Annotated in this window: 9 protein-coding genes and 1 riboswitch; of the genes, 3 read left to right on the top strand and 6 right to left on the bottom strand. The window is 39.8% G+C overall.

Features of this window, described 5'->3' with window-relative positions:
- Positions 1 to 1641, bottom strand: coding sequence for a nickel ABC transporter substrate-binding protein (gene nikA / locus CB4_RS13125; protein ID WP_096466235.1), 1641 nt, complete (start codon positions 1639 to 1641; stop codon positions 1 to 3).
- A 464-nt stretch (positions 1642 to 2105) separates the two neighbouring features.
- Here nikA and CB4_RS13130 point away from each other — a divergent pair, with 464 nt between their 5' ends.
- A complete protein-coding gene (locus CB4_RS13130) occupies positions 2106 to 3068 on the top strand; it encodes an FTR1 family iron permease (protein ID WP_231956003.1) in 963 nt (320 codons plus the stop codon).
- Positions 3069 to 3353: 285 nt separating this feature from the next.
- On the opposite strand, the gene CB4_RS13135 is transcribed toward CB4_RS13130, so the two are convergent.
- From CB4_RS13135 to CB4_RS13145, 3 genes are read right to left on the bottom strand one after another with little or no spacing between them, the layout of a single operon-like run.
- Positions 3354 to 4094, bottom strand: a complete 741-nt coding sequence (locus CB4_RS13135) for a Fic family protein (RefSeq protein ID WP_096466237.1) — start codon at positions 4092 to 4094, stop codon at positions 3354 to 3356.
- Between the two features lie 37 nt (positions 4095 to 4131).
- A complete protein-coding gene (locus CB4_RS13140; RefSeq protein WP_096466238.1) occupies positions 4132 to 5217 on the bottom strand; it encodes a DUF418 domain-containing protein in 1086 nt (361 codons plus the stop codon).
- A gap of 3 nt (positions 5218 to 5220) precedes the next feature.
- Complete coding sequence (locus CB4_RS13145) at positions 5221 to 5808, bottom strand: TetR/AcrR family transcriptional regulator (protein ID WP_096466239.1); 588 nt, start codon at positions 5806 to 5808, stop codon at positions 5221 to 5223.
- A gap of 321 nt (positions 5809 to 6129) precedes the next feature.
- On the opposite strand from CB4_RS13145, the gene CB4_RS13150 reads away from it, so the two are divergent.
- Positions 6130 to 7266, top strand: coding sequence for an S-layer homology domain-containing protein (locus tag CB4_RS13150; RefSeq protein ID WP_096466240.1), 1137 nt, complete (start codon positions 6130 to 6132; stop codon positions 7264 to 7266).
- 198 nt (positions 7267 to 7464) lie between these two features.
- Positions 7465 to 7564, top strand: a riboswitch (purine riboswitch).
- Positions 7565 to 7755: 191 nt separating this feature from the next.
- Positions 7756 to 9504, top strand: a complete 1749-nt coding sequence (ade, locus tag CB4_RS13155) for an adenine deaminase (RefSeq protein ID WP_096466241.1) — start codon at positions 7756 to 7758, stop codon at positions 9502 to 9504.
- A 107-nt stretch (positions 9505 to 9611) separates the two neighbouring features.
- On the opposite strand, the gene abc-f is transcribed toward ade, so the two are convergent.
- Both abc-f and CB4_RS13165 read right to left on the bottom strand, forming a co-directional pair.
- Positions 9612 to 11243: a ribosomal protection-like ABC-F family protein gene (abc-f, locus tag CB4_RS13160; protein ID WP_096466242.1), complete on the bottom strand. Its 1632-nt coding sequence runs from the start codon at positions 11241 to 11243 to the stop codon at positions 9612 to 9614.
- Between the two features lie 318 nt (positions 11244 to 11561).
- Positions 11562 to 12254 carry a class I SAM-dependent methyltransferase gene (locus CB4_RS13165; protein WP_096466243.1) on the bottom strand — a complete coding sequence of 231 codons (693 nt, stop codon included), beginning with the start codon at positions 12252 to 12254 and terminating at the stop codon, positions 11562 to 11564.
- Between the last annotated feature and the right edge of the window lie 46 nt (positions 12255 to 12300).

Raw genomic sequence — 12300 nt, forward strand, 5'->3', positions numbered from 1 at the left:
TTATTTTTGAATATCCAACATGCTAAATGGCGTTTCATCACGGTGAGCTGGGAACTTCAAGCCCTTCACATATTTCGGATACACCGCAATATTGGTCAAATAGGAAATCGGCAAATATACGGCCTGCTCATGCAGTGTTGTAAATATAGAGGTGTACAGCTTCTGCCGTTCTTTTTCATCGACCGTCAGCAGAACATCTTTCATCTGTTGATGAAGCTTGTCTTTCATCGGAAGTCCCTGCTGCGATTCGAAAATGCCGTAACCTTTCTCGTAGTTTGTCGATACAAACGAATGGGGGTCATATGGCGCTCCATATGTATTCCAGAAAAGTAAATCAAAATCCGCACTTTCCATCCGTTTGTTGCGAAGTTCTCTTTCCACCCCAGTTGTTTTGAGTGAAACACCGATTTGTTTTAAATCGGATTGAATTGCAGCCGCCATTGGCTTTTCAATCTGATCTGGTCCCATGTAAACTAGTTCGATTTCAAGTGGTTTTCCGTTTTTCTCGCGAACTGTCTTCCCAGCCGGAAGTGTCCATCCTGCTTTATCCAATAAAGCTTTTGCCTCTTCTACATTATAATCGTATGGCTTCAGACCAACATTCGCATAAGGAAAGTTACTGGATATAATTGTATCAGCAACTTTCTCGACGCCATTGGTCACCCCGTCCACCAACGCTCTCTTATTCACAGCATGCTGCAGAGCCAGACGAACATTCAAATCGGCAAATGGCCCCTTCGCCGTGTTAACAATTAGCGCGCGACTAGCCACAGGATTGGATACAGAAGTTTCAAATTTACCGGAATCTCTCAGATTCACAAACGAATCCAGACTAATGACACCCTCACCATATATCAGATCAATATCGCCCTTCTCCAAAGCAAGCACTCTAGCCTCTCCGTCCGGAATTACTTTAACGACGAGCTTGTTGATTTTTGGCTTTGTTCCCCAATAATTTTCATTTCGGGTAAACACAGCGATTTTGTCTTTTTTATATTCTGACAGCACCCATGGTCCGGTAGTAATTGGCTTTTTGATGCCCTTGGCCGTATCTCCGTCGGCCGGGAAGCCCGCAGCTCCCAGGAAACGCAGAGGGCGTACAACCGCAAATTCTTGAAGTGCCGGGTAATAACGGTTTTTCAACGTTACTTTAAACGTATGAGCATCGACCACTTCCGTCTTGTCGATCTGGCTGATCAATCCAAGCCAACTATGCATGTTTCGGTTGGCAAGAATGGTGTGAAAGTTTTTCTGCACGACATTAGCATCAAAATCAGAGCCATCTGTAAATTTCACATTTTTCCGTAAATGAAAGGTATAAACCTTACCATCTTGCGAAATATCCCATGACTCCGCCAAACGAGGCACCAGTTTCCCGCCTTCTCCATAGTCAATAAGAGGCTCATAATACATCCCTTGGGCAAAAAATTCATTCGGTGTATATTCATGCGGGTTTAGCGGCCCGATATCTTTTGGCCAGGAGATGGTCAAAGTCTTTTCTGTAGAAGCTGGTGTTTGTCCTTCTGACTTCACTGATGATTCTGTATTTTTATTCAAGTCAGTCTTGCATCCTGCAAGGATAACAGGTAAGAGAAGTACAAAAATAAATGAAATATACAGTCCTTTAAATTTGCGAAACATAATCGTTTGGCCCCCTAATTATCTCAACATGTTGCTTTCTTTTTCTACTTTATTCTCTTCCTACAACGGTCTGACAATAAATCAGAAGCATGCATAGAACCAATAGAGCGCATCTGTTGAGCTTCTTTTCACAGTGTTTCCTATAGACTCCGCCTCTTTAGTCTTCATCTCCTCTCCATCATTTTCTATATGATAACGATTATCATGATCGATGATCATTCTATTATATATACCTTAAAAAGACAACTATTATTTTAAAAACTTAATTCGTAATTGTTAAATAATAATAAATGCTGACTAAATCCTTTTAATAAGAACTTCCCATACTCACGATGAAATATGTAATTGAGATAAGAAAATTAATACATTGCATTGACAAAACATATAGGTCAGGATAAAATTTACCTGGTTATATCTTGATAAGAATTATCAATATCATTTTCATATTGGAGGAGAACTCATTGGTGAAGAAAATATTTAATCTCAAAACAATACTTATATCTGTTGCCTTGCTTATATTAATAGGTGTCTTACTATGGCAAGGAATTTTCTATCACGGAAGTCCTGACCCTACTGCCAAAGGTTTAACGCCTGGCGCTGCTGTGTTAAATACAGCGATTTTGGTCTTTCGTGAAGGGTTAGAAGCTATTTTAGTATTAGCTGCCATTATCTCCGGTTTAGTTCGTAAGAAACAAGATAACTATTGGAAGCCGATCTCTGCGGGAGCAGGAGTATCTTTCTTAGCTGTAATTGCTACTTGGTTTATTGTAGTAGCCATTATTTCCTCTGTGAATGCATCAGAGCTCAATATTCAAGCTGCAACAGGAACTCTAGCTGTAGTCGTTCTATTAATTATTATGAACTGGTTTTTTCACAAGATTTACTGGCAAGGTTGGATTAACCTTCATAATCGAAAAAAGAAAAAGTTAATGGAAAATCAAAACGAGAATATCCAGAACAGCACATTCTGGTCCCTTTTTGTACTGGGTCTTACATCCATTTATCGTGAAGGGTTTGAAATCGTTCTTTTTCTTCAAGATCTACGATTAAAAGTTGGTTCTGGTGTTGTATTACAAGGAGCATTGATCGGGTTAGCTTTAACACTCATCGTGGGCGTTCTTACCTTTTTAGCTCAACGCCGTCTTCCTTATAAGAAAATGTTAGTATTTACAGGCGTTCTCTTAGTGGTTGTTTTAGCTGTAATGGTGGGAGAAACCGTACAAGAGATGCAATTAGCAGGATGGATTAGCACGACTACGATTAATATTTATATCCCTGATTGGATGGGTGTTTGGTTCTGCTTATTCCCAACAGTAGAAACGTTATCATCTCAAGTTTTAGCTGTTATCTATGTATTGGGTTCTTATTTTGCTGCCCAGTACGTAACAAAACGGAAAGCAAATAAACAACTGAGTCAAACAGCTTAATTCGAACAAAAAAGCAAACGGTTATGTTAATTAATTCTATTAATGTAAACTAACGAATTAGCAGACTAATGGATTGGTGTGCTTTTTCCATCGAATGACTTACTATCCTACAGATGAAATAGACTCTCGTTTCTTCCCATCTATATATTCAACAATGTGTAGGGGTTGCTCACAGAACGCTCTAATTTTTCACATAGAAAAAGCCGATTTCCATGTACGCTAAGGAAAATCGGCTTTTCTTTACATTCGTTTTGATTTAGATTAGAAGGCCCGTGTAGTTTCTAACTATTCTACTGCACTTATATATTGGTACAGGCTCTCCTCAACAACTTGAGCTACAAGTGCGATAAAATCATCGATGTTATTTTCCACACTCGCTTTTTCAAGTGCTTGATAATAAGCGATTCGTTTTTCAGGATCAGCCTTAATAATCGTCGGAGGATATCGATACGACATTAAAATAAAATTCATAAGCAAACGCGCCGTTCGTCCATTTCCATCGGCAAAAGGATGAACGTATGCAAACTTGAAATGAAGCCGAGTTGCCAGTTCAACCGGATGCAGCCTGTCCTTTTGTTCGTAATACCAGGATACAAGTTCCTGCATATCTTCGGGTACCTTCAAGAAATGGGGAGGAAGGTGCTGACTACCAGAAATTCGCACATTAATTTTTCTATACTGGCCTGCGTTTTGATTATCAATGCCTTTTAGCACTAAATAATGAATATCTTTTAGTACCCGTTCATCCAATTCTGTCTGTTTGGTTGCCAATGTTTTTACATACTCGATCGCTTCTGCATGGTTGATCACTTCAAAATGCTCGCGAAGCTTTTTGCCACCAATCGTAAGGCCTTCCTCTAACACGATTTTTGTTTCGACTAACGACAGCGTATTGCCTTCAATCGCGTTGGAATGATACGTCCACTCTACGCGATATACATCTTCTAGGTTTCGTACAGCTTCCGACGGCAGTGGACGCAGCGAGTCTAACTTGCTTTTTAGTACATCAATATGTGAAAAGTCCATCGTTATCTCCCCCATTCATATGAAACAGAAAGTCGGTTCAGCAATATTTGCGCATAATTGTTTCGACCGGCCCTCGCTTCAGCCACTTTCTCCATATATGCGAGAAGATAATCGCCAATACGAAGAAACAGCAGCTGTACGCGAGTGCAAATGATATTTGCCCGTTCTCCAGGTAGTTGACCGCTTCAAGAACGCCCAATCCGATGATGATATGTCCGATATAATGGGATAACGAGAGCTGACCAGTATGGATGATCGCCTTCGTCAGACCGGACTTCTCCCACTTGTCCACGATATACAAACTTAGGGCAATGACGAAAAGGGCGAAACATATGCCGGACAAAACATATAGCATGCCGGGCGGCATCGGCTTAGTCCCGAATAGGTAATGAGTCGCTTCCTTGTCCAGTATCGATGACGTCCCTCGGATTAGAGCATAGGAAATTGTCTCAAATACAGTCGTCCCGATTGCACCGAACAGCAGAAGTTTCATCCGATTTTCCCTGTTTAACCATCGCTTGCGGCCGATCCACAATCCAATCAAGAAAAAGCACAGCCAGGGGAAAATCGGGTGAAAACCGTTGAACAGGAGATTACGCACGAATCCGTCGATCGTCCAGAAGCCCGAATATTCATGGAATGTGGCATTCCATCCTTTGCTGTAGTCGAACAAGAGCAGAAACAGCTGCGACAAAATCAGCACGACTCCGAACAAAACGATGAGCAACCGATCCGCAACAGTAAGCAATGCGGCCGCAACGAGCATAAACACGGCGTAATAATGCAAAATATCCGCATTCCAGCCGAATAGCAGCAGCATGAGCCCGGCCAAGAATAGAAATACCGCTCTTCGGTACAAGCTGTTCCGACTTTGCCGTAGCGCGTCCCGTTCCATCGAGCTTCTCGCCTTGGCGGTCATGAGCGATACACCGATACCGGCCAGCACCACGAACAAGGCGGACGCTCTCCCTTCGAACAGGCCGGCGATCGCTTGCAGCCATTCAGCGCCGCCGCTTTGCGCTTGCATTGCCAACTTGTAGTTTACAATAATCATACCGAAGATCGCCCATGCTCTCGCGTAGTCAAGAGCCGTGATACGTTGTGTTTGTGTCAATTGATTCATCCTCTATTCACCCCTAACGATAGATTTAACCGTTTTAGCCCAAATCTTGTCATAGCGACATTGAAAGCCATAGGTCATAAAATTATCTATGCCGTCGATAATCATCGTCAGCATTTGGGCATGAGCCAGCGTATCCCCGTCCTTGACTACCCTGAGCGAAACGCCGTGCCGCAGCAGCTCGTGGAATCCCGTTGTGAATCCGTCCAAACTTTCAATCAGCTTCTGCATATACTTCGGATTCCGATAGCCCAGCGCTTGATATTGATGCATGATGCGTGAATAATACTCGTCTTCCGTCTGGCTTTGAATGATGCTTAGCCCGTCTACAATGAGCTTTTCCTCGAAATTGTCCTTCGAATATTGCTCGATGCTGAAGAAGTTGGCAAATGTGATGCTTTTGCAAATTTCATCAAAAAGCACATCGATGATCGCTTCTTTCGATTTAAAGTGATAATACAGTGCGGGCTTTGAGATACCGATCTCCTTGGCGATTATCGCCATACTCGTTTTGTCAAAACCATGCTCGGCGAACAGGCGGTAAGCCGTCTCCAATATGGCTTCGTACGTCGTCGACGTCGTTGATGTTTTCATGCTATAGCCTCTCTCCTCTAATTTACTTAACGGTCGGTAAGTAAACTATAATCAGTTTCCAATATTTTTGCAATAGGTGTCCAGAGCGGTAGATGCATGTCCACCTTGTAAATGAGGCTGGACAACTTCGCTGACTCTGTTTTACATCGTAACCGCATATTGGAAGACAAAAGAGCCGAAACAGAAACAAGTTGCCCTCGGTAGCCTATCTTTGACGAATCTAAAAAAATTATTCAGTAATACCCCCATAAAACCTCCTGCTCCAACGAATTTATTTAACGTCAAACAAAATACTACATTTTTGGAGAGCGAGGAATTTTCATGAAAAAACTAGCGATTGCTTTAACAACTGCGGCACTTATTTCCAGTATAAGTACTACTGCAGCCTTTGCAGACGAACATCATGATAATGGGCAACATCATGATAGTGGGCAACATAATGATAATGGGGAACATAATGATAACGGGAAACACAAAGGCTGGTATAAAGACGAAGTAGACTTCTCTGATTTAGATGATTTCGATTGGGCGAAAACGGCGGTTACGAGTCTTGCTAAGAAGGGTATTATTCAAGGAGTTGACAAGCATCACTTTAATCCAGGTGGCAGTCTCACTCGTGCTGAGTTTTCTACTCTGATGAGCCAATATTTCGCATTGAAGCCTGCTAACCCTAATCAAGAAGATTATGTTGATGTACATAAAAATGATTGGTTTTTCTCTCAGGTAGAAGCAACAAAGGATTACATGACGAAATGGACAACCTCTAACGGCAGCTATGCGTTTATGCCAAATAAAACAATGAATCGTATGGATACAGCCGTAAGCCTGGTTGAAATTCTCGTCCATCAAGGGTCCTTACAGTTAGTGTCTCAAGCAGAAGCGGATCAAATTTTAAGCCAATATGCTGATGCGTCTTCAATTCCGAGCAGCCTGCGTATTCACGTGGCTACGGCCATCAAGGCTCAGGTAATGAAGGGAGTCGGTTCTCATAAATTTAATCCACTTGGAACATTGAACCGTGCACAAGCTGCGCAACTTCTGTATAATTTGCAGATTCAAGTAGAAGTTCCACCAGCAGGTACTGGTTCCAAAGAGGAATCAACAGAGATTCCGCCAAATGCCGGATCCAATAACGGAAGTGCGCAGGGCACAAATCCAGCAGCGAATTCCATCCTTGGAGTAGGCATTACCAACACCTCTACAGATGCTAATGGCAATATTCATCTGAATGTACATGTGACAACAACAGGTGTGAATACCAATACAGCTGTCGGTGTAGAATTGGTGAATCAAAATGGTGATTCCTTAAACCCTGCTGTAGTTCAATCAGGAACCATCAATAATAACGATGCAACTGTTGATCTCGCTCTACCAGCAGGATTAAGCAAAGGTACGTATAAATTAAAGGTTACAGTTGGTTCTGCTGTTAACCAGGACACTTCCTACACTAAACAGTAAGGATAACAAAATCTTACGGAAATAGAGAGAACCCCATTACCCAAAGTGTGGTAGTGGGGTTCAACTTACCTATCCTGTTAAAACTTGCTTATTCTCCTCTAAAGCCCGATATAATACTGTTTTTGATAAAAATGTTGAATCTATAAGGTGTTTCAGTTTATTATATAGTATATTGAATTTTTCCCTTTAATCATTTAAAACGTAAGTTCAAAAATCAATAGTATAACCTCATAGATATGGTATGAGGGTCTCTACCAGGAACCGTAAAATCCTGATTACAAAAAGTGTATTTTTACATTATTTGTAATCAGGATTTTTTTATTTTTAAATAGTAGGCGTTTTCTATATCAAACGCTCAAATAATCATATGGCATTAAGGAAGAGAAAATGAGAATAGGAAATTGATGATGATATGTTAGCGTATGAAATGGAAATACTACTGAATACGCGTGAAAGATGTAGAAGAAAACTTGCTAAAGGAGCGATTTCATGAATATGTGTGATTCGATACTCAAAAAAAGAATTTTAGTAGCTGGAAAAGTTATTCCTGCTGATATGGTTGTTAAGCAAGGTAAAATTTTAAATGTTTTCACAGGAGAGTTTATGGAAGGTGATATTGCAATTGTTGATGGAATCATTGCAGGAATCGGCTCTTATGAAGGCGATGAAATCATTGATGCACAAGGTAAAATCATCGTTCCAGGATTTATTGACGCCCATGTCCATATTGAAAGCGCAATGCTGACTCCTCAAGAATTTGCAAAAGTTGTTCTTCAACATGGCGTAACTACTGTCATGACTGATCCCCATGAGATCGCAAACGTGGCAGGTGCAGATGGAATTCGATATATGATCGATAGCGCTAAGGATCTGCCTTTAGATATATTTGTAATGCTGCCTTCTTGTGTTCCAGCAACTCCGTTCGAAACCAATGGTGCAAAGTTAGATGAGGAACAATTACTTCCCTTCATGTCTGACCCAAAAGTTTTGGGACTTGCTGAAGTCATGGATTTTCCCGCTGTATTATCTGGGGATAAGGTTATGCTAGATAAAATTCGTATGACCCAATCACATGGTGGCGTAATTGATGGTCATGCAGCTGGGCTTAAAAGAGAAGACTTAAACATCTACATGGCGGCAGGTATTCGGACCGACCATGAAAGTATAAATAGTAAAGAAGCAAAAGACCGTTTAGATCTTGGCATGTATCTGATGATTAGGGAAGGAACTGTAGCAAAAGACTTAGAAGCGTTACTGCCTGTTATTACACAACAAAATTCAAGACGATGCTTATTTGTTACAGATGATAAGCTCGTAGACGATTTGCTTGAAGAAGGAAGTGTAGATCATATCGTAAGACAGGCTATTCAGAAGGGGTTAGACCCTATCATTGCGATTCAAATGGTGACTTTGAATGCAGCAGAGTGTTTTGGCCTTCGTAATATAGGAGCTGTTGCACCTGGGTATCAGGCAGATTTTCTTCTTCTTGATGATTTGAATACCATATCCATTCAGCAGGTTTATAAAAAAGGCACGTGTATCGTCGATAACGGAAGAATTGTGGAAGAATCCTTTCCGAAAATGCAAACTACTCAAGATTTATCACATGTACTACCTAAAATGAATCCGAAAGAAGTGAAATTGGAAGATTTAGAAATCCCTTTGTCTTCGGATGTTTGTAATGTGATTGAAATCATTCCTAATAGTTTAGTTACCTACCATCGAAAAGAAAAAGTAAACGTGCAGAATCGACTTTTTTGTTCTTCTACTGAAAAAGATCAGTTGAAATTAGCTGTAATCGAAAGGCATAAAGCTACAGGAAATGTTGGAGTAGGAATTGTAAAAGGATTTCAGTTAAAAAAAGGGGCAATCGCTAGTACAGTAGGCCATGATTCTCATAACATTGTAGTCATAGGAACGTCTGATGAAGAAATGCTTCTTGCAATTGAACAAGTAATCAAGACAAATGGAGGGTTAGCCGTTGTTGAGGGAAAAGAAGTTTTGGCTTCCTTATCACTTCCCGTTGCAGGATTAATGTCGGAAGAAAAGTACGAGACCGTCTATCAATCGCTGAAAAAATTAAATGAAGCTCTTTCGATAATTGGTTCGCCAAAAACATTTAATCCTTTTTTGACGTTATCGTTTTTGACACTCCCTGTCATACCTCAACTTAAATTAACAGATAAAGGATTATTTCAATTTTCTTCTTTTTCCCACATAAACGTCCAGGTTGATTAATCATTCTCTGCGTTCACTAAGGATATAAAAATAGCCCTGAATTTTCTAGTTAGTGTAGAAAATTCAGGGTTTTTACTTCTGAAAAATATATTAGCTAAGTCCACTCATCACGAAAGTTCATTTATTTGTTTCGTAAGTTCTTTAAATTTCTTGTCGAGTTCTGTGTACGCTTTATCATTTGGAGTCATAAAGCTAAGCTTTCCTAAAACTTCTTGTCTTTCTGTTTCAAGTATTAAACGTAATTCATCCAGATTAGCTCTTTTTGGGGATAATTCATTCAATTGCTTTTGTATGCTATGATTCGAAATAACAAGTTTGCTGTTTGTCGTTTTTTCGAGAAAATAGCGATCATGCGAAACAACGATTAGCGTTCCATTATACTGTGCTAAAGTATCTTCAAGTTGTTCACGTGAAGGTAAGTCAAGATGATTCGTCGGCTCATCTAAAATAAGCACATCTTTTCCCTCTACTATATGTTCCATTAACTTACACTTTACACGTTCACCCATACTCATATTCCTAATGGGTTCTGTCCAATGAGATGTCATAAATCCCAAATGCTTCATTAAAGTTTGGACTTTCCCTCTCGCCTCGAAAGTTTTTTTATAAAATAGCTGCTCAGGTGTTTGTTCAAGTGGTAAATCAAATACTTCTTGCGTTAAATAGCCAATTTTTGCAGATGGTGAAATCCATACATCGCCTTTAGCCGTTTCCTGCCCAACAATTACCTTCAATAATGTCGTCTTTCCACTACCATTTGGACCTATTATCGCAACCTTCTCACCATGCTGAATCGTAAAATTGACGTTTTTAAATAGTGTTCGTCCGGCAAAACTCTTTGTTACATTCTTAACTTCTAAAAACCGTTTTCCTACCTTGTGCTTTGCTTTCATTGAAAAATGTACAGTATACTCTGTCTCAACAGGTTCAGCTTTTGCTTTTTCAAGCTCTTTTTCAAGACGCTTTTGTTTTGATTTTACTTGTGCATCCATACGCTTTGCTTTTACACGATAGTATTCTTTAGGGAATTCCTGTTTTGTTGATTGTGCATGAGCTTTTTTCGACCAAGAAGTGAGCTCATTCATTTGATCTTCAATTCGTTCAATCATTTTTTGCTGTTTTTCATATTCACGTTGCTGGGTAAGTCTTTTCTGTTTGCGAAACTCCATATAGCTAGAATAATTTCCTTTGTGTTCAATAAGCTTTTTACCTTCAATCGACCATATTTTTGTTGCAACAGTATCTAAAAAATAACGATCGTGTGAAACAAGAATAATGGTACCTTTATAATTCTTAATCTGTTTAGTCAGGAATTCTAAGCTTTGAGCATCGAGATGATTTGTCGGTTCATCTAATAGCAAAAGGTCTGCATCTTTTGAAAAACCTTTTGCAAGTCGTGCTTTTAGTTTTTCTCCGCCACTTAATTGTAGAAAATCATGGGTTGGTACATGCCATTTCTCTAGTAATTTGACTTCAAAAGGGGTCTTATCTTCGAAAAAATACGACTCGGTTTCTTGTTCAACCATAAAAATTTCCAAGCCTTGTTGCAGCCATTGTATTTGTCCTTGTGACGGCACTACGTCATTGTTAAGTAATTGCAACAATGTAGATTTACCGGCACCATTTTTGCCAATAACACCGATGATATCCCCTTGTTGAACACTAGCATGTACATCTTCAAAAATGGTAAAGTCCATTACTTCATAGCTAATATTGGATAATTTTAAAATTTCTTTCATATAATCTATCCCTCTCTTCAAAGGGAGAATAAAAAAAATCCTCCCCGTTCATTTGGAAGGATTAGCCGTACCTTTACATGATGAAATAAGCTATTTTCATTAATAGCTCTACAATTTATAGAAAATGGGCAGACTAATCCTATTTTGTATGATTTGAAATATGTGATTTCAAATTTTAAAAATAAGATTAGTTAATCATCGTCCACCCATCACTCCTTCTGCTATTATTAAAATCAGTATATCACAAACTCGTCTGTAAAAACAAAAGTAAGTAACCATGTAAGTCGCTTCTTGGTCTATTCTCTAACAAGTTTTTAATCATGCCTTTTTAATCCAGTTCGCAACAATAAATCCTGCTCCTTCTTCTTGTCCATGATAAGAACGCTGCCTTTCAAGATCATAAGCTTGTTCTTTCGTTACAAATTCATCAGGGGCGATATATAATCCGAATTGAATAACAGACGGCTCTTCTGTGTATAGTTCTTTTATCTCCTGCACAGTAAAAAAGTGAGCACCGGAAAACACGCTGTTCGTTTTGTCTTTCCCCTGCTTTTCATACAGGGAAGCCCACTCACTCTGTTTGCCAATCATCCCTACTGTAAGTCGTCCTCCTGGTTTTACCACTCTCATTGCTTCAGCCAGCACATCTTTTGGAGAATCAACAAACTCAAGAACGAGATTAGATAGAACAAGATCAAATGTATGGTCAGCAAATGGAAGGTGGTGAATGTCTCCTTCCAGGAAGTTAATAACTTGCCGAGATTCCTCAGCTTTCTCCCTTGCTTTTTTTAACATAGCTGTAGAAATATCAACACCTGTCACGTTTACTCCCTGTGAGGCAAGTAGCAGAGAATAAATTCCGGTACCACAACCCATATCAAGCGCCTTTTCCCCGGATTTAGGTTTGGATACTCCCATCATCATTTGTTTTTCGATAGCATCAACAAAAGAGCCGAGCGGAGTAGCACACCACTCATCGTATGTTTCGGCAGAATGATCGAATAAAGCCATAATACTTTCCCACCTTTACTTTTTTAGTCATCAGTATGGAACAAAT

The organism is Aneurinibacillus soli (assembly GCF_002355375.1).
Classification (GTDB): domain Bacteria; phylum Bacillota; class Bacilli; order Aneurinibacillales; family Aneurinibacillaceae; genus Aneurinibacillus; species Aneurinibacillus soli.

Coding starts and splice junctions, on each gene's coding strand:
- nikA (WP_096466235.1), bottom strand. CDS start 1,641: ATGTTTCGCAAATTTAAAGGACTGTATATTTCATTTATTTTTGTACTT.
- CB4_RS13135 (WP_096466237.1), bottom strand. CDS start 4,094: ATGGACTTTTCACATATTGATGTACTAAAAAGCAAGTTAGACTCGCTG.
- CB4_RS13140 (WP_096466238.1), bottom strand. CDS start 5,217: ATGAATCAATTGACACAAACACAACGTATCACGGCTCTTGACTACGCG.
- CB4_RS13145 (WP_096466239.1), bottom strand. CDS start 5,808: ATGAAAACATCAACGACGTCGACGACGTACGAAGCCATATTGGAGACG.
- CB4_RS13150 (WP_096466240.1), top strand. CDS start 6,130: ATGAAAAAACTAGCGATTGCTTTAACAACTGCGGCACTTATTTCCAGT.
- ade (WP_096466241.1), top strand. CDS start 7,756: ATGAATATGTGTGATTCGATACTCAAAAAAAGAATTTTAGTAGCTGGA.
- abc-f (WP_096466242.1), bottom strand. CDS start 11,243: ATGAAAGAAATTTTAAAATTATCCAATATTAGCTATGAAGTAATGGAC.
- CB4_RS13165 (WP_096466243.1), bottom strand. CDS start 12,254: ATGGCTTTATTCGATCATTCTGCCGAAACATACGATGAGTGGTGTGCT.